Annotated in this window: 15 protein-coding genes; 6 read left to right on the forward strand and 9 right to left on the reverse strand. The window is 68.1% G+C overall.

Features of this window, described 5'->3' with window-relative positions; genetic code table 11:
* The 4 genes from pelG to CRT60_RS20335 all read left to right on the forward strand — a co-directional run bounded on the left by pelG (position 1) and on the right by CRT60_RS20335 (position 4,686).
* Entirely contained in the window at positions 1-1,380 is a 1,380-nt protein-coding gene (gene pelG / locus CRT60_RS20320) for an exopolysaccharide Pel transporter PelG (RefSeq protein ID WP_098738336.1), read from the forward strand.
* Positions 1,377-1,853, forward strand: a complete 477-nt coding sequence (locus tag CRT60_RS20325) for a hypothetical protein (RefSeq protein WP_098738337.1) — start codon at positions 1,377-1,379, stop codon at positions 1,851-1,853. Before pelG ends, CRT60_RS20325 begins: the two co-directional genes overlap by 4 nt.
* A 419-nt stretch (positions 1,854-2,272) precedes the next feature.
* Positions 2,273-3,667: a YcjX family GTP-binding protein gene (locus tag CRT60_RS20330; protein WP_098738338.1), complete on the forward strand. Its 1,395-nt coding sequence runs from the start codon at positions 2,273-2,275 to the stop codon at positions 3,665-3,667.
* The gene (locus tag CRT60_RS20335) at positions 3,664-4,686 is read left to right on the forward strand and encodes a TIGR01620 family protein (RefSeq protein WP_098738339.1); all 1,023 of its coding nucleotides are present in this window, start codon (positions 3,664-3,666) and stop codon (positions 4,684-4,686) included. The genes CRT60_RS20330 and CRT60_RS20335 overlap by 4 nt, the downstream gene beginning before the upstream one ends.
* A gap of 6 nt (positions 4,687-4,692) precedes the next feature.
* Here CRT60_RS20335 and CRT60_RS20340 read toward each other — a convergent pair whose 3' ends face one another.
* From CRT60_RS20340 to CRT60_RS20375, 8 genes are all read right to left on the reverse strand, one after another.
* Positions 4,693-5,223, reverse strand: coding sequence for an arsenate reductase ArsC (locus tag CRT60_RS20340; protein WP_098738340.1), 531 nt, complete (start codon positions 5,221-5,223; stop codon positions 4,693-4,695).
* Positions 5,224-5,337: 114 nt separating this feature from the next.
* Complete coding sequence (locus tag CRT60_RS20345; RefSeq protein WP_098738341.1) at positions 5,338-6,036, reverse strand: pirin family protein; 699 nt, start codon at positions 6,034-6,036, stop codon at positions 5,338-5,340.
* Positions 6,037-6,155: 119 nt separating this feature from the next.
* A complete protein-coding gene (locus CRT60_RS20350) occupies positions 6,156-7,571 on the reverse strand; it encodes an ATP-binding protein (RefSeq protein WP_244592652.1) in 1,416 nt (471 codons plus the stop codon).
* A gap of 126 nt (positions 7,572-7,697) precedes the next feature.
* Complete coding sequence (locus CRT60_RS20355) at positions 7,698-8,378, reverse strand: RluA family pseudouridine synthase (RefSeq protein WP_098738343.1); 681 nt, start codon at positions 8,376-8,378, stop codon at positions 7,698-7,700.
* Between the two features lie 7 nt (positions 8,379-8,385).
* The gene (locus CRT60_RS20360; protein WP_098738344.1) at positions 8,386-8,703 is read right to left on the reverse strand and encodes a CcdB family protein; all 318 of its coding nucleotides are present in this window, start codon (positions 8,701-8,703) and stop codon (positions 8,386-8,388) included.
* A complete protein-coding gene (locus CRT60_RS20365; RefSeq protein WP_098738345.1) occupies positions 8,703-8,942 on the reverse strand; it encodes a type II toxin-antitoxin system CcdA family antitoxin in 240 nt (79 codons plus the stop codon). Before CRT60_RS20365 ends, CRT60_RS20360 begins: the two co-directional genes overlap by 1 nt.
* A 158-nt stretch (positions 8,943-9,100) precedes the next feature.
* Entirely contained in the window at positions 9,101-10,726 is a 1,626-nt protein-coding gene (locus CRT60_RS20370) for a fumarate hydratase (RefSeq protein ID WP_098738346.1), read from the reverse strand.
* Positions 10,727-10,993: 267 nt separating this feature from the next.
* The gene (locus CRT60_RS20375; RefSeq protein WP_098738347.1) at positions 10,994-15,112 is read right to left on the reverse strand and encodes a Pls/PosA family non-ribosomal peptide synthetase; all 4,119 of its coding nucleotides are present in this window, start codon (positions 15,110-15,112) and stop codon (positions 10,994-10,996) included.
* 869 nt (positions 15,113-15,981) lie between these two features.
* Between CRT60_RS20375 and CRT60_RS20380 the strand changes: the two genes are divergently transcribed.
* Positions 15,982-17,262 carry an MFS transporter gene (locus CRT60_RS20380; protein ID WP_098738348.1) on the forward strand — a complete coding sequence of 427 codons (1,281 nt, stop codon included), beginning with the start codon at positions 15,982-15,984 and terminating at the stop codon, positions 17,260-17,262.
* A gap of 7 nt (positions 17,263-17,269) precedes the next feature.
* On the opposite strand, the gene CRT60_RS20385 is transcribed toward CRT60_RS20380, so the two are convergent.
* Entirely contained in the window at positions 17,270-17,752 is a 483-nt protein-coding gene (locus CRT60_RS20385; RefSeq protein WP_098738349.1) for an Lrp/AsnC family transcriptional regulator, read from the reverse strand.
* Between the two features lie 133 nt (positions 17,753-17,885).
* Here CRT60_RS20385 and CRT60_RS20390 point away from each other — a divergent pair, with 133 nt between their 5' ends.
* A complete protein-coding gene (locus CRT60_RS20390; protein WP_098738350.1) occupies positions 17,886-20,297 on the forward strand; it encodes a transketolase-like TK C-terminal-containing protein in 2,412 nt (803 codons plus the stop codon).
* Positions 20,298-20,834 lie beyond the last annotated feature (537 nt).

Consider the following 20,834-nt stretch of genomic DNA (forward strand, 5'->3'; position numbering starts at 1 on the left):
ATGGCCGGCATCGGCTTCGCGCTTCGCCGGCTGGCCCGGCGCGACGACCTGCTCGGCGTGTTGCAGGGCTACGCCCATTCCGCCTTCATCACGTCGGGTCCCTGGATGTTCACCATCCTGGCGCTGGCCGGCATCACCCTGTTCGGCCGCGATCTGGTGGGGGTGGAGGAGCTGACGCTGTTCCGCGTCGTGGTGATCTACAATTTCTGCTTCTCGGTCGTCTTCACCGGGCCGCTGGTTCTGGTCGCCACCCGTTATCTCGCCGACGCCATCTATGCCAGGGAGGTCGAGGCCGCACCCGGCATGCTGCTGGCGACGCTGGGGCTGGCCTACGCCATCGCCGGGCTGACCGCCGGACCCTTCTACCCGCTGTTCAGCGGCCTGCCGCTGCCGCTGATGCTGGGCGGGCTGGTGAACTTCTTTTTGGTCTGCGGCATCTGGGTGGTGTCGATCTTCCTGTCGGCGCTGAAGGATTATCTGGCGGTCACCGTCGCCTTCGGCGTCGGCATGGCGGCGGGCTTGGCCGGCGCCGTCCTGCTGGGCGGCCGTTTCGGCGCCGCCGGGATGGTCTGGGGATTCTCTGCCGGGCTGGCGGTGATCCAGTTCGGGCTGATCGCGCGGGTGCTGGCCGAATACCCCCATCCGGTCGGCCGGATGTTCGACTTCCTCGGCTATTTCCGCAAATACGCCGATCTGGCGCTGATCGGGCTGTGCGCCAATGCCGCCGTGTGGACCGACAAGTGGATCATGTGGTTCGTGCCGGAACGCGAGCTGGTTTCCGGCGCCATGGCGATCTACAGCGCTTATGACGGCGCCATGTTCATCGCCTATCTGACGACGCTGCCGGCGCTGACCCTGTTCACGGTGAACATCGAGACCCGCTTCTTCGAGCATTACCAGGGCTTCTACCGCGACATCCAGAAGCACGCGACCTACGACCAGATCGCCCGCAACCACCGCGCCATCATCGCCGCCCTGCTCGACAGCAGCCGCAACCTGATCATCCTGCAAGGGGCGGTCTGCGCCGTCTGCATCTTCCTGGCCCCCAGCATCATCGGCGCCCTCGGATTGCAATACCAGCAGATCGGCATGTTCCGCTTCGGCGTGCTGGGCGCCTTCTTCCAGGTGCTGTTCCTGTTCTGCACGGTGATCCTGGCCTATTTCGACCTGCGGGGGCGGAACCTGACGGTGCAGCTGGTCTATCTGGCCGCCAACGCCGGCTTCACCCTGCTGTTCAGCCGGATGGGCTTTCCCTGGTACGGCTACGGCTATTTCCTCGCCTCGCTGCTGGCCTTCGCGGTCGCCTACCTGATGGTGGCGGACGCGGTGCGGCGGCTGCCCTATTTCGCCTTCGTCGCCAACAACCCGTCGGTGCGATGACCCGCCGCCTCGCCGCCCTGCTGCTGACCGTTCTGACGGTCCCCATCCTGATGGCCCCGGCCGCCGCCGGGGCTGAGGAGGTGCTGCGCACCGACCGCACCCAACCGGGCCATCTGGGTCCGACCTTCCGCGCCTACGAGCCGCCGCCGCCCGGCCATGAGCCGCGCCTGCGCCGCACCGAGAGCCGCGTCGTCTACAAGCTGCCCAACGGCCTGAACGGCCTCGCCACGCGCGACCGCACCCTGTCGCACCTGTGCCAGCGCGGCGCCTTCCTGCAACGGATCGACGGCCTCTATTGGGCGGCGACGCCGGACCATCGCTATGGGGTGGCCTTTTCCGGCGGCGCCAATCTGGTGGACCCACAGAACCGCCGCCAGCCCGGCAAGACCTATTTCTTCCGCAACCAGGACAGCCGTTGCGAGGTCTGGATCGGCGATCAGGCGAAGCTGATGCCGCATTATGTCGGGGGGTGAGTTCCCTCTCCCGCCCCGGGAGAGGGAAGGGGCCCATGCGGAGCATGGGAAGGGTGAGGGGTGATCCAAGGATCCATGTGGTTCGAGATTCTTGATTTACCCCTCACCCTCCCCACCGCTTCGCGGCGGGTCCCCTCCCTCTCCCGGGGCGGGAGAGGGCGGCCGCCTGCATGCATTGACCTCCCGTTTTTCATCCCGCCGTTACCCGCATCCCTGCATCCATGGTAGCTTTCTCACCGGTCCCCACCTGCGGAGCTCCTCGCCGATGCCGCCCCGATGGAACAGTGAACACACCCCCGAAAACTGTTTTATGCTGTTCCAAACGTCGCATCCCGCACCCCCTCGCATCCCGGACCCTCGCATCGCGCTTGGCCGACCCCATATAGGGCCGGTCATCGGCCAGACGTGAACCATCGCCCGTGCGCATTCCCGACCTGAACAGCCTCTACGACGCCGGCAGCCGGCTTCTTCTGGAATCGACGGTGCGCGTCGGCGTCACCGGGCTGCGGCGGGCGGGCAAGACCGTCTTCGTCACCGCCATCGTCGACAATCTGCTGAAGAGCGGGCGGCTGCCCTTCATGGATGTCGTCTCGTCCGGCCGCTTCCAGGCGGCGCGGCTGCGACCGCAGCCCGATCCCGACGTGCCGCGCTTCGATTTCGAAGGCCATCTCGCCGCCCTGACCGGCCCCGACCCCCATTGGCCGGAACCGACGCGCGGCATCGGCCAGATGCGCGTCTCGCTGCGCTACCGTCCGGACTCGGCGCTGAAACGCACCGTGCAGCCGATGGCGACGCTCAATGTCGACCTCGTCGATTACCCCGGCGAATGGCTGCTCGACCTGCCGCTGCTGCGCCAGAGCTTCGCGGAATGGAGCACCCAGACGCTGGAGCTTGCCGCCCGTCCGCCGCGCGACGCGCTGTCCGCCTCCTGGCGCGGCTGGCTCGCCACCATCGACCCGGCCGCTCCGGCGGAGGAGGAGGCCGCGCGGCGAGGGGCGGCGCTCTACACCGACTATCTCCATGCCTGCCGCCGCGCCGACACGCTGCTTAGCCTGATCCAGCCCGGCCGCTTCGTCGAACCCGGCGACATGAAGGACGCGCCGCTGCTGACCTTCTGTCCCCTGCATGGGACACAGCCCAACGGATCGAGGGGCCGCGGCAGCCTGTGGGCGCTGATGGAGGAGCGGTACGAGGCCTACAAGACCAACGTCGTCCGCCGCTTCTTCGCCGAGCATTTCTCCCGGCTCGACCGCCAGATCGTGCTGATCGACGTGCTGGGCGCGCTGAATGCCGGCCCGGCCGGGATGGCCGACATGAAGCGGGCGCTGGAATTGAGCCTGGAGCCGTTCCGCCATGGGTCATCCGGCTGGCTCGACTGGCTGTTCGGCAGCAAGATCGACCGCGTGCTGTTCGCCGCGACCAAGGCCGACCACATCGCCGCCCACCAGCATGCCCAGCTGCGGTCCTTGCTCGACCGGCTGGTCGGCGACGCCCGCAACGCCATCCGCTTCGAAGGCGCCCAGGTCGAGACCATGGCCATCGCCGCGCTGAAATGCACCGAGAGCGTGGTGACGGAGCATGAGGGCCGGCAGCTGCGCTGCGTCCGCGGCGTCCCCGTCGGGCGCGACCGTCCGACCGTGCTGTTCCCCGGCGAGATCCCGGAGGATGCCGAGGCTTTTCCGCCCGGCCGCGACCGTCCTTACAATTTCCTGGCCTTCCGCCCGCCCGACGACCTCGGCCGCGACCCGCGCGGCCTGCCGCACATCCGCGTCGACCAGGCCCTGCAATTCCTTCTCGGGGACTATCTGACGTGACGGAGCGCGAGACCGCCCCCCGCAGGCCATCGCCGGGCTGGGTTCCGCCGATGGAACTGGACCTCGACCGCGCAGCACCGGTGCCGGCGGAGGAGGAGACCGCCCTGCTGACCGGCTCCGGCGATCCCGCCGACCTGCTGCCGGCGCCGGCCACGCCGGTGCGGACCACGCGCAGGTTGGGGCGCTGGCTGTTCGGGGCGCTGGCGGCGCTGGTTCTGGTGGCGCTGGGCTTCGACACCGCCGACCTGCTGGCCCGCGCCTTCGCCACCAGCCTTGCTCTCGGCGTGCTGGTCGGCTTGCTGGCCGCCACCGCCGGCATCGCGGCCCTGGCGATGCTGGTGACCGAGCTGCTGTCGCTCCGCCGGCTGCGCCGCATCGAGGAGCTGCGCGCCGAAGCCGGCCGGCTGGAGCTGGACGCCCCCGGCGGCCGGGCCGACCGGTTCGCCGGATCGCTGGTGGCGCTCTATGCCGACCGGCGGGAACTGGCCCCGGCGCTGGCCCGCGTGCGCGACCATGTCACCGACGCCCATGACGAGCATGAGGTGGTCCGGCTGCTCGACCGCGAGGTGCTGAGCCCGCTCGACCGCGCCGCCTATCAGCGGGTGCTGCGCGCCTCGCGCGACACCGCCGTCGCCACCGCGCTGAGCCCGGCGGCTCTGCTGGATTTCGCGGTGGTCCTCTGGCGCAACCTGAAGCTGGTGCGGGAGATCGCCGCCCTCTACGGCGCCCGGCCCGGCTATGTCGGCTCGCTGCGGCTCTTGCGCCGGATGCTCGCCAACATCGCCGTCGCCGGGGTGGCGGAAAGCGCCCACCATGTCGCGGTGGAGGCGCTGGGCGGGTCGCTCGCCGCCGCCATTTCGACGCGGATGGGGCAGGGGGTGATCAACGGCCTGCTGACCGCGCGGGTCGGGCTGACCGCCATGCACCTGTGCCGCCCCATCGCCTTCGGCCCCGACAACCGTCCCAGCCTGAACCGGATCAGGAAGGAGCTGCTGTCCTTGCCCAAGCAGGTGTTGTGAGCGCGTTCAGGCGCCGGCCATCATGTCCGCTTCGGATCCATGGACGGTGCCGATGGCATGGAGCGAGCTTTGCAGGGTCAGCCGGTCCAGCTGCTCCACCCGCAGGCTGGCGAAGATCTTGATGCGGCTTTCCAGCTCCACATAGGTGCGGCGGAAGGCCATGCGGATGCGGTCCTCCGTCCCGCTGGCGGCGGACGGATCCTCGACCCCCCAATGGGCGGTCAGCGGCGTGCCGTTCCACACCGGGCACATCTCGCCTGCGGCCTGATCGCAGACCGTGAAGACGAAATCCAGCGCCGGCGCATCCGGCCGGGAAAACTCGTCCCAGCTTTTGGAGCGCAGGCCGTCGGTCGGCAGGTTGAAGGCCTTCAGCGTCGCCAGCGTGTGCGGGTTGATCTGGCCCGACGGATGGCTGCCGGCCGACCATGCGTGGAAGCGGCCGGCGCCCCACCGGCGCATCAGGCATTCCGCCATGATGCTGCGTGCCGAATTGTGGGTGCAGAGGAACAGGGCGTTGTAGGTTTTCTGCTCGGTCATCGCCAACCCCAGGGTTCGGCCCGCCGGCAGGGTGTCGGCGGGAACGGGACGGCGGCACTGTGCCGTCCGCCCCGCTCCCGGTTCAAATCAAGCTTTTATGTCAAGCCTGACACCTTATGCGAGGTCGAAGACCAGCACTTCGGCCTCGTCCGCCCGGTCCAGCGTCACCGCCTCCTCGTCCGACAGCGCGGCACCGTCGCCGGTCTTCAGCAGGGTGCCGTTCAGATGGACCCAGCCGCGGGCGACCTGGACCCAGGCATGGCGGCCGGGGCGCAGCGGCAGCGTGGCACTATCCTCGCCGTCCAGCAGGGCGGCATACAGATCGACATCCTGATGGATGACGGTGCTGCCGTCGCGGCCGTCCCGCGACCCGACCAGCTTCAGCGTGCCGCGCTTCTGCTCGGCCGGGAAGTCCGCCTGCTGGTAGCCGGGCGCCAGGTTGTTGGCCTCCGGCAGGATCCAGATCTGGAGGAAATGCACCGGTTCGGTGTCCGACGCATTGTACTCGCTGTGGCGGATGCCGCGGCCGGCGCTCATCACCTGGACCTCGCCGGGACGGATCACCGACCCGGTGCCGATGGAGTCCTTATGCTCCAGCGCGCCGTTCAGCACGTAGGAGACAATCTCCATGTTGGCGTGCCCATGGGTGGGGAAGCCGGCACCGGGGATTACCCGATCCTCGTTGATGACCCGCAGGGCGCGGAAGCCCATATGGCCGGGATCGAAGTAATGGCCGAACGAGAAGCTGTGGTTGCTGTTCAGCCAACCCATGTTGGCGACCCCACGCTCATCGCGATGGCGAATGGTGATCATGATGGAACCCTCCGTACCATTGGGGTGTGTGCCCTTGTCTGGAGGGGAATTTGGCACCGGACGGCGATTCGAACAATCCGGCGTATTTACATCAGATCGTTCCCCCTGGAGCGACAATCTCACCCCGCCAGCGGCACGCCCACGGCGAACACGGTTCCGCGCCCTTCCACCGACCGCACCGTCACGGGATGCCCCAGCAGCCGGGCCAGACGTTCGACGATGGCGAGGCCGAGGCCGATGCCTTCGCTGCGGTCGCGGTCGGGACGGTCGAGCTGGACGAATTCCTCGAAGATGCGCTGGCGGTCAGGTTCGGCGATGCCGCGGCCGGTGTCGTAGACCTCGATCCACAGCATGTCGCCGCGGGTGCGGCAGCCGACCAGCACGCCGCCGCTCTCGGTGTAGCGGATGGCGTTGGCGATCAGGTTGCGGACGATCCGCTCCAGCAGGGCCGGATCGCTGCGCACGACCGCATCGGTCGGGATGCCCCGCAGCCGCAGCCCCTTCGCCTCGGCCTGTCCCGCGAACTCGGCCTCAAGCTGGTCGAGCAGGGGGGAGAGCGGCAGGTCGGCCGGCTTCGGCGACACCACCCCCGATTCCAGCTTGGAGATGTCGAGGATGGCGTTCAGCAGGTCGCGCATCGACCGTTGCGCCGCCTTCAGGTCGGTCAGCAGGGCCGCCGCCTTGGCGCTCTGCGGCTGGCGTTCCAGCATGCCGGTGAACATGCCGATGGCCTGCAGCGGCTGTTGCAGGTCGTGGCTGGCATGGGCGAGGAAACGGGACTTCGCCCGGTGCGCCTGCTCCGCCGCGGTCTTGGCGGTGTGCAGTTCGGCCGTCCGTTCGCGCACCTGCTGTTCCAGCGTGGCGTTGGCCCGCTCGATGGCTTCCGCCATGCGCAGGATTTCGGTGAACTGCCGGCGCACCTGCCGGGTCATCGGCCGGAAGATCGCCAGGGCCTCCACGGCCAGGATCAGCAGAGTGACCAGCAGCGCCGCCAATCCCAGCCGGTGCAGGGTCTGGAAGCCCGCCTCGCCCTCCTCCTGGTAGAGCGCGACCATCTCCTCCAGCCGGTCCAGCAGCGGGCCGAGCGCCTGGGCGGTGATGCGGTCGGCTTCGGCAAGGTCCGGCGGCTGGCCGGCGGACGCGGCGGCGATGACGCGGCGCAAGGCGGCGATATGCCCGCTCACCACCGGGTCGAGCGGGTCGGGGCCGCTGAAGAACAGGTCTCGCGGCGGCGGACCCAGCGGCGGACCTTCCTCCGGCCCGGCTTGGCCGCTCAGGCGCCGGTGGGTGGCCTCGAACATGCCCGTGGCCTCATCCAGCCGCTTGGCAAGGTCGGCGCGCACCGCCGGATCGGTGGCGCTCCTCAACTGCTCCACCAGCAGGGCCGTCCGCTGCGACAGCATGCGCTGGCGGCCGGAGACGTTGACGACCTCCAGCATGCGTTCATGCTGGCCGATCACCCGCTCGGTCATGACGAAGCCGGCCAGCGTGCCCAGCGCGATCAGCGTCAGCGCCAGGGCGTAGCGCAGGGTCATCCACCGGGCTGTCGTCGTGCCGATCGGTATCATGCGCTCGTCCCCCGGCCGTGATCGCCCCCAATGCCGACAGCGATCATGGGGCAGCCTGCCGCATCGCAGCAAGGCCGGAGCGTGGCGGCGACGCTATGACGCTTCGGTAAAGCCGCAGGCTTCCAGCGCCGCCCGCATGTGCGGCGGAACCGGGGCCACGGCGCCGACCGGGTCGCGCTTGGGATAGAGTGGCAGCGAGATGGCGCGGGAGTGCAGGTGCAGCGGCTTGCCGTCCGGCCCGCCATATTGCGGGTCGCCGACCAGCGGGCAGCCGATGGACGCGCAATGAACGCGGATCTGGTGGGTCCGGCCGGTGTGCGGCGTCAACTCCAGCCAGGTCAGCCCATCGGCCTGCCCGCGCACGACATAGTCGGTGACCGCCGCCTGACCGTCGGGCGATCCGACGATGCGCCAGCCGCCGGTCTTGTTGGACACCTTGGCGAGCGGCAGTTCGATCCGCCCGGACTCCTGCGGCGGCGTGCCGGCGACCACCGCCCAATAGGTCTTATCGACCTTGCCGTTCTGGAACAGGATGCCGATCTTGCGCAGCGCCTTGGCATGGCGGCCGAGGATCAGGCAGCCCGACGTGTCGCGGTCCAGCCGGTGGGCCAGCGACGGCGGCTTGGGGAAGCCGAAACGGAGCGCGTCGAAATGCCGCTCCAGGTTCGGTCCGCCGGCGGGTCCGGCATGGACCGGCAGCCCGGCGGGCTTGTCGAGGATCAGCATCAGCCCGTCGCGGTACAGGATGCGGTCTTGGATTTGGGCGGGTGTCACGGGCTACTCATCCCCAGGCACGGGAAATCAAAAGGTCTATGGCGGCGATGATGCGGTCGCTGTCGTCGTCGAGGCAGCAGACCTTCTCGCCGAGCTGGTCGGTCGGAACGGAGGCGAGTTGAAGGGGATTCAGAATAACCTCATGGCCTTCGATCACGAACTTTGGGGTCAGGGAAGGTTCCGTGTTCGGAAGCCTGTCAGCCAGCAACAGCGGTGCGATCACCCTGCGGATCGATGCATCGAAACGCTGTGATTGTACGATCACCAAGTACGGAATGCCCGAGCGCGCCGCCGTTCGGTTCCGGTGTACATCGAATTGAGCCATCACAGGTGATCGAGATGGTCGTCGGCAAAAGAGCCGTATCTGGCGTCGAAGTCGTTCAGCGCCGCAATTGTCGCATCCAGACGACTTTCACGATCCGCCTTCGCCACCTCGTCGGCCAGCATCTTTTCGACCCGTTCCGACAGGTCGCCGGGAAGGGACTGGGCGCGATGCAGGATGTCCTCGTCCAGCGACAAGGTGATGTCCCGCTTCGGCGCGCGCCGGTCATAGACACCGTCCATTGCAAAGTCCTCCCCGCTTCCGATGGCCCGATCCCGATGCCCAGATCCCGATGCATTGAAGATAGGCGCCCCCGGTGCCATCCCGCAAGCGGGCAGGGAAAAGGGCGCGGGGCCTCCTGCAAGGCGCCGCGCCCCGTTTCACATCCTGTCGACCCGGATCAGGCGAGCTTCAACTCCTTGAAGAAGTCGTTGCCCTTGTCGTCGACGATGATGAAGGCCGGGAAGTCCTCGACCTCGATGCGCCAGATGGCTTCCATGCCGAGTTCGGGATACTCGACGCACTCCACCTTCTTGATGCAGTCCTGGGCCAGACGGGCGGCGGCACCGCCGATGGAGCCGAGATAGAAGCCGCCATGCTGCTTGCAGGCCGCCGTCACCTCCGCGCTGCGGTTGCCCTTGGCCAGCATGACCATGGAGCCGCCGGCCGCCTGGAACTGGTCGACGAAGCTGTCCATGCGGCCGGCCGTCGTCGGTCCGAAGGAGCCCGAGGCGTAGCCTTCCGGCGTCTTGGCCGGGCCGGCATAGTAGATCGGGTGGTTCTTGAAATAATCCGGCAGCGGCTCGCCGGCGTCCAGGCGGGCGCGCAGCTTGGCGTGGGCCAGATCGCGGGCGACGATCAGCGGGCCGGTCAGCGACAGGCGGGTGCGGATCGGGTACTGGCTCAGCGTGGCGCGGATCTGCTCCATCGGCTGGTTCAGGTCGATCTTCACGACGTCGCCCGACAGATGCTCGTCACCGATCTCCGGCAGATACTGGGCCGGATCGGTCTCCAGCTGCTCCAGGAAGATGCCGTCCCGCGTGATCTTGCCAACCGCCTGACGGTCGGCCGAGCAGGACACGCCGATGCCGATCGGCATCGAGGCGCCGTGGCGCGGCAGGCGGATGACGCGGACGTCGTGGCAGAAATACTTGCCGCCGAACTGGGCGCCGATGCCCATGTTCTGGGTCAGCTTGTGGACCTCGGCCTCCATCGCCAGATCGCGGAAGGCGTGCGCGTCCTCGCCGCCCTCGGTCGGCAGATTGTCGAGATAGCGGGCCGAGGCCAGCTTCACCGTCTTCAGGTTCTGCTCCGCCGACAGGCCGCCGATGACGATGGCGAGGTGGTAGGGCGGGCAGGCCGAGGTGCCGAGATAGCGGATCTTGTCTTCCAGGAACTTCAGCAGCCGGTCGGGCGCCAGCACCGACGGCGTGGCCTGATGCAGGAAGGTCTTGTTGGCCGACCCGCCGCCCTTGGCCATGAACAGGAACTTGTAATAGTCCTCGCCCTCGGAATAGATGTCGATCTGGGCCGGCAGGTTGTTGCGGGTGTTCTTCTCCTCATACATGGAGATCGGCGCCAGCTGGCTGTAGCGCAGGTTGCGCTTCAGGTAGGCGTCGCGGGCCCCTTCCGACAGGGCGGTCTCGTCGCCGCCCTTGGTCCAGACGCGGCGGCCCTTCTTGCCCATGATGATGGCGGTGCCGGTATCCTGGCACATCGGCAGGGTGCCGGCGGCGGCGATGTTGGCGTTCTTCAGCAGGTCGAGCGCCACGAAGCGGTCGTTGGCCGACGCCTCCGGATCGTCAAGAATCTTGGCGAGCTGGGCCAGATGGCCAGGACGCAGCAGATGGTTGATGTCGGAGAAGGCAGCCTCGGCCAGCAGGCGCAGACCTTCCGGCTCGACCTTCAGGATCTGCTCGCCGTCGAACTCGACGACCGAGACGTGATCCGAGGTCAGCTTGCGGTAGGTCGTGTCGTCCTTGGCGAGCGGAAACAGGCCGCGGGCTGAGGCGATGTCGTCGGGCATTGGGGCGTTCCTTTGACGAACCTGGCGTGACGATCCAACGGCCACCATTCGCCTCCGAGATACACGCCCGGCCGGGCGCGCGAAGGGGGCAGGCCGCGCTCGGCCCCCCTTATACACCGCTCCCGCGCGGAGACAACCATCGGAGGGAGTAACGGTGCGCGACGGTTTGTCGTCGGGTGAATGAAGGACCGAAGACAGGCAAAAGAAAAGGCCGGCACACCGCAATGGTAATACCAGCCTTTTCTTACCGTCACTGACGCCGGCTGTTTACGCCGCCGCCTTCACCCGCTTGTCGACCGCCGCGTGGGCCTGCGGTGCCGGTTCGGCCGGGGCGCCCACCCACTCGCCGTGGGCGGGGATTTCCTCGCCCTTCATCACCAGGGTCAGCGGGCCCAGGCGGGCGAAGTCGCCGACATGGGTGTCGTAGAGCACCGTGGCGCCGGCCCCGACGGTGACGCCGGTCCCGACCGACACCCGGCCGACCTTCATCACGCGGTCCTCGTACAGGTGGGTCTGCAAGGCCGACAGGGCGTTGATCGCGCTATAGTCGCCGACCGACACGCAGTCGAACTCGGTGATGTCGGTGGTGTCCATATAGACGCCCTGGCCGAACCTGGTGCCGAACAGGCGCAGCACCCAGGGCAGCATCGGCGTGCCGCGCAGATGGTCGAGCAGGACCTTGCCGGCCAGACCCCAGTACAGCACGGCCACCGCCTCGGTCCGCATGGCCCACCAGGACCACATCGGCTTCATGGTGGGGGCGTAGCGGCCCATCAGCAGCCACTTCACCAGCGCCACCACCAGCACCATCGCGGTGGGAATGGCGACGCTGACCGCCAGGAACTGCCAGGCGAAGGCGCCCCAGCGCTGGTCGAGGATGGCGGGAGCGAAGAACTCCACCGCGAAGGTGCCGAAGGTGATGAACAGCATCGACGGCATCGACAGGCTGAAGGCCTCGAACACGGCGCGTCCCAGACGGCGGGCGCGCGACGGCTCGAAGGTCCAGTTGGCCGACACGTTGTCGAACTTCTGGCGCACCGGCAGCTTGATCGGCGGGCTGCCGAACCAGGTGTCGCCGGCCTGCATCTCGGTATTGGCCGGCGGCTTGGACTTGATGCCGATCAGCGTGCCGGTGGGGATCGAGGCACCCGGCGGAACCACGGCGTCGTTGCCGACGAACACGCGGGCCTCGGTCTTCACCGGCTGCAGATGCATCCAGCCGCGGCGGATGTCCTCGTCGCCCAGCACCACCTCGTCGGCGATGAAGCACTTCTCGCCGATCTCCACCAGATCGTAGCGGCCGGCGAGGTTGGTCGAGATCTCGGCGTCGCGGCCGATCTTGGCGCCCATCAGGCGGTACCAGGCCCGCATGTAGACGGTGGCGTAGAGCGAGCTCAGGGTTTCCAGCATCACCTCGGTCGCCAGCGCCACGACCCATTTGCGGACGTAGAACCAGCTGTGGACCGAGTAGGAGCCGGCCTCCACCTTCGGCAGCACGATCCAGCGCATGGCGGCGATCAGCAGCACGGTGAAGGCCACCAGGAACATCGCTGTCGGCCATGCGATGGCGGGGACATAGTAGAGGTAGTTGACCTTGAACACCCCGCCCATCCAGGCGTCGAGCTTGTCGAACAGGTAGAAGGCCGGGAAGATCGGGATCAGCGCCACCGGCGGCAGGCCGACCAGGGCGACCAGATAGATCAGCGTCTGGGCGGCGCGCTTGACGACACCGGCGCGCGGCTCCTCGGGAAGGGCGGCACGGTCGACGGTGCCGACCTTGCGGGCGGGCGAACCGTCCCACTGCTCGTAATCGCCGGTGTGGGTGCCGGCGGCGAGCGCGGTCAGGTCGGCCAGTTCGGTGCTCTTGCCGACGACGGCGTCGTGGCCGATGACGCAGGAGGTGCCGATGTAGGCGTCCTCGCCGATCTCGATGGTGCCGATCACCAGTTCGTTGCCGATCACCTCGGCATTGGCCATCTTCACCTTGCCGCCGGTCGAGGCGCCGCGGCCGATGCTGACCAGATCGATGGCGCCGGATTCGAATTCGCCGATCATCGCGTCGGCGCCGACCTTGGCGCCGAGCGCACGCAGGAGCAGCCGCATCACCGGCGACCCCTGGAACCACTTCAGGTGGACCAGCGCGATGAAGCGCTGGGCCAGCCACCAGCGGTAATAATAGACGCCCCACAGCGGGTAGCGCCCCGGCTTGGTCCGGCCGATGATCAGCCATTTCGCCGCGACGGCGATGGCGACGGTGGCGATGTTGATGACGACGTAGACGCCGAACATCGTGGTGATTTCGCCCAGGAGCCCGGCATCCTCGCCGGACAGCAGCATGTAGCTGACGAACACGCCAAGCCACTGCACCGTCATCAGCGCCAGGATGATCGGCAGCGCCGCGGCCTGGGCCAGTCCGCACAGCAGGCGGCGGGCCAGCGGCGGCGGATCGAAGGACAGGTCGGCCGGCTTGGCGCCGTGACCCGCCGGAGCCTTGGCATCCAGCCGCTCGGCCATCGCCCGCAGCGTGCGGGCGCCATAGACGTCCTGAAGGGTCAGGCCGGCCAGTCCGGCGGTCTCGCGCACCGCCGAGACGAAGCGTGCCGCCAGCAGCGAATGGCCGCCCAGGTCGAGGAAGAAGTCGGCCTCCAGCGGGATCGACTGGCCGGGGAAGACGCGGCGGGCGGCCTCCAGCAGCGTCGCCTCGGTCGGGCTGCGCGGCTCCTCCTGCTCGCTCGAGCCGGCATCCTCGGTCAGGGCCATCGCCTGGAGCGTCTTGCGGTCGGCCTTGCCGGAGGTCAGGCGCGGCAGTTCCGCCACCTGCTCATAGTGCGCGGGCACCATGTAGGCGGGCAGCTGCGCCCGCAGCGCGTCGCGCAGCGCGGTCTTGTCGAGGGAGGCGCCCGGCTGTGCGACCAGGAAGGCGACCAGACGGTCCAGCCCGTTGTCGGTTCGCAGGACCACCGTGGCCTGGGCGATTCCGGCCAGGTCGGTCAGCTTCGCCTCGATCTCGCCCAGCTCCAGCCGGAAGCCGCGGATCTTCACCTGATCGTCGATGCGGCCATGGAAGCGCAGGTTGCCGTCGGCATCGACGCTGACCGCGTCGCCGGAGCGGTAGAGCAGCGGATCCGGATGTGGGCTTGGCGGACCGGAGCGGAACGGGTTGGCGATGAACTTTTCCGCCGTCAGCTCCGGCCGGCCGAGATAGCCCTGGGCCACGCCGGGGCCGCCGATCAGCAGCTCGCCCTGGGTGCCGGGGGCCACCGGCTGCAACGCCTCGTCCACCACATAGCAGGTGTAGTTGGGGATCGGGCGGCCGATGGTGACGGGGGTGTCGGGATGAACCTCGGCCACCGTGGCGACGACGGTCGCCTCGGTCGGGCCATAGCTGTTGAACAGGCGCCGGCCCGGCCGGCACCAGCGCGACGCGACGGCCGGCGGGCAGGCCTCGCCGCCCAGGATGACGACGCGCAGCGACGGAATGTCCTTCGGCAGCATCGCCAGCAGGGTCGGGACGGTGTCCAGCACGGTGACGCCGGCTTCGGTCAGCACGTCGGCCAGCCGGTCGGCCTCGTCCAGCACCTGACGGCTGGCGACCCACAGGGTGGCGCCGGCCAGATAGGGGACGAAGATCTCTTCCAGCGACAGGTCGAAGGCCACCGAAGCGCCCTGGAACGCCACGTCGTCGGCGGTGATGCCGTAGACGCTGTTGGCGGCGCGCAGGTAATGGCAGATGTTGCGGTGGCTGATGACGATGCCCTTGGGCTTGCCGGTCGAGCCCGAGGTGTAGATGGCATAGGCCGGGCTGTCCGGCGTCACCCGGTCGGCCCGCAGGTCGAACGGCTCCTCGCTGTCGCTCAGCACGTCGCCGATGCGCAGGACCTGGACGTCGGCGCCGCTTGCTGCCAGCGTCGCCGCCTTGGTGCCGGTCACCAGATCGATCAGGATCGCCGGGGCGGCGCAGTCGGTCAGGCTGACCGCCACGCGCTCCGCCGGGGCATCGGCGTCGAAGGGCAGATAGGCGGCGCCGGCCTTCAGGATGCCCAGCAGCGCCACATGCAGGTCGAGCGACCGCGCCATCCACAGCCCGACGAAGCAGCCGGGGCCGATCCCGCGCGCCCGCAGGCCGTGGGCGACCCGGTTGGCGCGCGCGTCCAGCTCGGCATAGGTGACGCGCCGGCCTTCATAGACGATGGCCGTGCGGTCCGGATGCGCCGCCGCGGTCGCCTGCGGGATGTCGGACAGCAGTTCGTCGCGCAGAAGGGACGGATCGACCCGGCCGCTCAGCGTCGGGACCGTCGGAGTGGCGGTCCACGGAGCGGAGATCGTCGATTGACCGGCCGGGGAAACATCGGTCGGGCCGTTGGCCCGCGCAGTCAGCAGAGTCACGCTGTGTCAGCCTTCCAAAAGGAATCAGCGCGGTGGCGCCAAACGGACCCGATCGGCATGCGGTCCCGGCGGTCGGCTGAACGCGGCAATGGGCCGCTCGCAAGTTGTGGCGCTTTATGGTTAACGAATGCTTGCCGCTCGGCGTGTCGGCACCCGTACCGATGGGAGATGACAAGTCTTGGGCTGCCCAAGCGCTGCGAAAGCAACATTCGCCCAACCGAAAGAAAGTGGAAGATCCGACGGCACCGGATACATGCAGTTACATGAACGGGCATGTTCGCGCCTTCATGATCCGTTGTACGGCAAGGGTCAAGCTTATCCTTGTGGAACTGAATCGAAGGGAAGGCCCCTGTGTCGGGGCCATCACATGCCCTGTCGAAGGACCCGCGGACCGGTGACTTGCGGCGTGGTGGATGCCATGCGCAGTTCCGGTTGCCGCTGTCGGGCGGTGTCGCAACCAAGACCAGAATAAGCCTCCCGACTGGGTGGGCGTTCACGGCCCGTGGCCGCCTGTTCCCCGCGGTTCCCGTCCGTTCCGCGCACATGTGGTGTCGATTGCGGCATTGCGCCATTCGGGCGGTGCATGGCTGGGGCTCCGGGAAACCGGGCTCGCCCGGCATATTAATTATGGACATCATCAAAGACCGCATTAATGATGATCGTCATTAATGAAGCCCGGCACCGGCCGGCGCGCACAAGCTGGACATAAGGACAGGAGAGGGCCATGAGCGTTGCGACGAACACGACCGGGGCGGACATGAGCGGACGGGCGACGGTGATCGTCACCGGCCAGTCGATCGACATCGACGGCGGCGTGACCGCTCAATAACCGGCTTCACCGATAGCCAAGCCCCCGGAGACCCCAGCCGATGCTGTCCACCCCTCTCGCCGCCGCCCTGGCGCGGCGCGACATCCACTATGCCTGGGTCGTCGTCGCCGTCACCTTCCTGTCCATGCTGGTGTCGGCCGGGGCGGTCGGCGCGCCCGGCGTCCTGCTGCTGCCGCTCCAGCGGGAATTCGGCTGGGACACCGCCGACATCTCCACCGCCATGGCGATCCGCCTGCTGCTGTTCGGGCTGATGGGGCCCTTCGCCGCCGCCATGATCAACCGCTTCGGCGTCCGCCGCATGGTGCTGTCCTCGCTGACGCTGGTCGGCGGCGGGCTGCTGGCTTCGCTGGCGATGCGGGAGGTCTGGCAGCTGATCCTGCTCTGGGGCTTCGTCGTCGGCTTCGGCACCGGCCTGACCGCCATGGTGCTGGGCGCCACCATCGCCACCCGCTGGTTCGTCGCCCGCCGCGGGCTGGTGATCGGGCTGCTGACCGCCAGCTCGGCCACAGGGCAACTGGTCTTCATGCCGCTGCTGTCGATGCTGACGGAGGCCTATGGCTGGCGCACCGCCATCGCCCTGCTGTGCGGTCTCATCGCCGTCGCCGCCCTGGCGATGCTGGCGCTGATGCGGGACCGCCCTGCCGATCTCGGCCTGTCCGCCGTCGGCGAGGTCGGGGCCGCGTCCCCTGCCGCTCCGGCCGGTGCCATCCTGTCGGCCGCGCTGGGAGCGTTGCGCGACGCCGCGGGGACGCGGGCCTTCTGGGTTCTGTTCGCGACGTTCTTCATCTGCGGTGCCAGCACCAACGGCCTGATCCAGACCCACCTGATCCCGCTCTGCGTCGATTTCAGCGTGCCGGAGGTCCAGGCCGCCGGGCTGTTGGCCCTGATGGGCATCTTCGACTTCGTCGGCACCGTCGGGTCGGGCTGGCTGTCCGACCGCTACGACAACCGCTGGCTCCTGGTCTGGTATTACGGCCTGCGCGGCCTGTCGCTGCTCTATCTGCCCTATTCGGACTTCACCCTCTACGGCCTGTCGGTCTTCGCCGTCTTTTATGGGCTGGACTGGATCGCCACCGTCCCGCCGACCGTGCGCCTGACCGCGGAGCGTTTCGGCCGGGAGCGCGCCAATCTGGTCTTCGGCTGGATTTTCGCCGGCCACCAGCTCGGTGCCGCCAGCGCTGCCTTCGGCGCCGGCCTGTCGCGCACCGCGCTGCAAACCTATCTGCCGGCCTTCGCCACCGCCGGCGCGCTGTGCCTGCTCGCGGCGGTGCTGGTTCCGCTGGTCGGCAGCCGTGCCAAGCCGGTGGCGGCAGCGGACTGATGCGGCCTCAGTCCCCCAGATGCTCCAGAGGCAGGGCGGTGCGGTAGCGCACCTGCTTCAAGGCGAAGCTGGAGCGGATGTTGGCGACGCCGGGGATGCGGGTCAGGTGCTCCTTCAGGAACCGCTCATAGCTGGCGAGGTCCGGCACCACCACCCGCAGCAGGTAATCGGCGTCGCCGGTCATCAGGTAGCATTCCAGCACCTCCGGCCGCGCCATCACCGCCGCCTCGAACCCGTCCAGCCGCGCCTCGACCTGCCGTTCCAGGCTGACGCTGACGAAGATGTTGACCGGCAGGTCGACGGAGGCCGGGTCGACCAGCGCCACATAGCGGGCGATCACGCCCGCATCCTCCAGCGCCTTGACCCGGCGCAGGCAGGGGGAGGGCGACAGGCCGACACGCTCCGCCAGCTCGTTGTTGGGCAGCCGGCCGTCCTGCTGAAGGGCGGACAGGATCCTGCGGTCGATGCGGTCGAGGGGGTGCTTTGGCATGAGATGCCGTTTCCCGTGTTATCCTGGCATCCGATGCTAAAGCGCAACCGCGGCCGGCGCCACTTCGCAAGCATCTGCCGTGTCGCAAATGATAGGCTGCTCCAATCGTAAACCTGCGTTTGGGAGCAGACCCATGACCGCGAACCAGCCGTCCTCCGCCGATCTCGCCTGCCTGGCAGAGCTGGAGCGCAAGGTACTCTGGCTTGCGTCCTGGACCATCCACAACGCCAACCATGTCCGCCCCAACCTGGACGGGATGAAGATCGGCGGCCATCAGGCCTCCAGCGCCTCGATGGCGACCATCCTGACGGCGCTCTATTTCTCGGCCCTGCGGCCGGAGGATCGGGTGGCGGTGAAGCCCCATGCCAGCCCGATCTTCCACGCCATCCAGTATCTGCTGGGCAACCAGACGCGGGAGAAGCTGGAGAATTTCCGCGGCTACAAGGGCGCCCAGTCCTACCCGTCCCGCACCAAGGACGTGGACGACGTCGATTTCTCCACCGGCTCGGTCGGGCTGGGGGTGGCGCAGACGCTCTTCGCCTCGCTGGTCCAGGATTACCTGAAGGCCAAGGGCTGGGCGCCCGGCCTGCCGGAAGGCCGCATGGTCTCGCTGGTCGGCGACGCCGAGATGGACGAGGGCAACATCTTCGAGGCCCTGCAGGAGGGTTGGAAGCATGGCGTGCGCAACACCTGGTGGATCGTCGACTACAACCGCCAGAGCCTGGACGCGGTGATCCGCGAAGGGCTGTGGGAGCGTCTGGAGAACATCTTCCGCGCCTTCGGCTGGGACGTGGTGATCCTGAAATACGGCACCCTGATGCAGGAGGCGTTCACGGAGCCGGGCGGCGAGCGGCTGCGCCACTGGATCGACACCTGCCCCAACCAGCTCTATTCGGCCCTGACTTATCAGGGGGGAGCGGCATGGCGTCGCCGTTTGATGGACGATCTGGGCGACCAGGGCGACGTCACCCGCCTGATCGAGCGCCGCAGCGACGAGGAACTGGCCCGGCTGATGGGCAATCTCGGCGGCCATGACCTGCCGTCGCTGCTGGAGGCCTTCGCCCGGGCCCGCACCCACGACCGGCCGGTCTGCTTCATCGCCTACACCGTCAAGGGCTTCGGCCTGCCGCTGGCCGGCCACAAGGACAACCATTCCGGCCTGCTGACCCGCGAGCAGATGGAGGGCTTCCGCGCCGCCAACAAGGTCCGCGAGGGTCATGAATGGGATCGCTTCGAGGGACTCTCGCTGCCGGACTCCGCCCTGGAGGATTTTCTGCGCCGCGTTCCCTTCGCACAGAAGGGGCGCCGCCGCTACGAGGCGCCGGCGGTCGCCGTGCCGGCCGCGCTGGTGGTGCCGACGCAGAAGAGCCTGTCGACCCAGGCCGCGTTCGGCCTGATCCTGAACGAAATCGGGCGGGAACGCTCGCCGCTGGCCGAACGCATCGTCACCACCGCCCCCGACGTCACCGTGTCCACCAATCTCGGCGCCTGGGTGAACCGGCGCGGGCTGTTCGCCAAAAGCGAGCTGGCCGACCTGTTCAAGAAGGAGCGCATCCCCTCCACCTACAGCTGGGAATTCTCGCCGAAGGGCCAGCATCTGGAGCTGGGCATCGCCGAATCCAACCTGTTCATCCTGCTGGCGGCGCTGGGCCTGTCGCACAGCCTGTTCGGGGAGCGGCTGCTGCCCATCGGCACCGTCTACGACCCCTTCATCATGCGCGGCGCCGACCAGTTGAACTATGCCTGCTATCAGGATGCCCGCTTCATGCTGGTGGCGACCCCGTCCGGCATCACGCTGGCGCCGGAGGGTGGGGCGCACCAGTCCATCGCCACGCCGCTGGTCGGCATGGCCCAGGATGGGCTGGCCTATTTCGAGCCCGCCTTCGCCGATGAACTGGCGGTGGTGATGCGCTGGGCCTTCGACTACATGCAGCGGGACGGGGAGGGCGCCCCCGGCGAGCGCAACTGGCTGCGCGACGAGACCGGCGGTTCGGTCTATCTGCGCCTGTCTTCCCGCGCGCTGGAGCAGCCGACGCGGACGATGGACGAGGAACTCGCCCGCGACATCGTCGATGGCGCCTATTGGCTGCGCAAGCCGGGGCCGAACGCCCAGGTGGTGATCGCCTACACCGGGGCGGTGGCGCCCGAGGCCATCGCCGCCGTCGGCATGCTGGGAGAGGACCGGCGCGATGTCGGGCTGCTGGCGGTGACCTCCGCCGACCGGCTGCATGCGGGCTGGAGTGCAGCCCAGCGGGCGCGCGAACGCGGCCTTGGCCATGCCCGCGGCCATATCGAGAGGCTGCTGGAGGGACTGCCGCCCCATTGCGCGCTGGTGACTGTGGTCGATGGCCATCCGACGACGCTGGGCTGGCTCGGCTCCGTCGCCGGCCACCGCACGCGGGCGCTGGGTGTGGAGCATTTCGGGCAGACCGGCACCGTCGCCGACCTCTATCGCCATTACGGCATCGACGCGCATGGCATCGTCGCGGCTGCCGAGGCGGCGTCTCCCGGCCGTCCGGTCCGCCATCTGCGGGCCATCGGCTGACCCGGCGCTATGATTGCGACCGGCGCTCGCCCCTATCGGGCCTCCGGTCAAAAAATCGTCATGGGGATGCAGAAAGTTCTTGCGCGGTCGGGGCGGGCCCGCATATAAGACGCCTCCCGACGCGAATTATTGTGTCCCGCAAGGGACGGGATCATGGACAAGTGAAGATGAAGTGCAAGTGACCGAGGACGCTCCTCGGCCGGGAGAATATCCTGGCTGGGAGTAGCATCGAACGGCGGAAACAGCCAGCCCTGTCGGTTGGTTCGCGAGCAGGCTTGTTCCTGCGCGTGGCGCAAGCGTTTTCGTTGGAGTTGAGATCAAGCGTCTGAAGGGCATCTGGCACGTCGATAGGAGGCATGTGGACGGGCAGCAATGCCTGAAGCTAAGCCTTACTAATCGCTCGATCGGCTTGATCTCGACACCACAAACCGCGCCATGCGCAGCAGCAAGCCTGCTCACAAAGCAGTGCTTGACCAGCGCACAGCCGTTCGATACATCCTCGACATCACTTGCACGAACAAGCATACAGCGCTTTCG

This window comes from Azospirillum palustre (assembly GCF_002573965.1).
Classification (GTDB): domain Bacteria; phylum Pseudomonadota; class Alphaproteobacteria; order Azospirillales; family Azospirillaceae; genus Azospirillum; species Azospirillum palustre.

What these genes read in the sequence shown, in the direction of transcription:
- CRT60_RS20370 (WP_098738346.1), bottom strand. Translation starts at nt 10,726, where the DNA reads ATGCCCGACGACATCGCCTCAGCCCGCGGCCTGTTTCCGCTCGCCAAG.
- CRT60_RS20385 (WP_098738349.1), bottom strand. Translation starts at nt 17,752, where the DNA reads ATGCCAAAGCACCCCCTCGACCGCATCGACCGCAGGATCCTGTCCGCC.
- CRT60_RS20340 (WP_098738340.1), bottom strand. Translation starts at nt 5,223, where the DNA reads ATGACCGAGCAGAAAACCTACAACGCCCTGTTCCTCTGCACCCACAAT.
- CRT60_RS20360 (WP_098738344.1), bottom strand. Translation starts at nt 8,703, where the DNA reads ATGGCTCAATTCGATGTACACCGGAACCGAACGGCGGCGCGCTCGGGC.
- CRT60_RS20380 (WP_098738348.1), top strand. Translation starts at nt 15,982, where the DNA reads ATGCTGTCCACCCCTCTCGCCGCCGCCCTGGCGCGGCGCGACATCCAC.
- CRT60_RS20345 (WP_098738341.1), bottom strand. Translation starts at nt 6,036, where the DNA reads ATGATCACCATTCGCCATCGCGATGAGCGTGGGGTCGCCAACATGGGT.
- CRT60_RS20350 (WP_244592652.1), bottom strand. Translation starts at nt 7,571, where the DNA reads ATGACCCTGCGCTACGCCCTGGCGCTGACGCTGATCGCGCTGGGCACG.
- CRT60_RS20325 (WP_098738337.1), top strand. Translation starts at nt 1,377, where the DNA reads ATGACCCGCCGCCTCGCCGCCCTGCTGCTGACCGTTCTGACGGTCCCC.
- pelG (WP_098738336.1), top strand. Translation starts at nt 1, where the DNA reads ATGGCCGGCATCGGCTTCGCGCTTCGCCGGCTGGCCCGGCGCGACGAC.
- CRT60_RS20365 (WP_098738345.1), bottom strand. Translation starts at nt 8,942, where the DNA reads ATGGACGGTGTCTATGACCGGCGCGCGCCGAAGCGGGACATCACCTTG.
- CRT60_RS20390 (WP_098738350.1), top strand. Translation starts at nt 17,886, where the DNA reads ATGACCGCGAACCAGCCGTCCTCCGCCGATCTCGCCTGCCTGGCAGAG.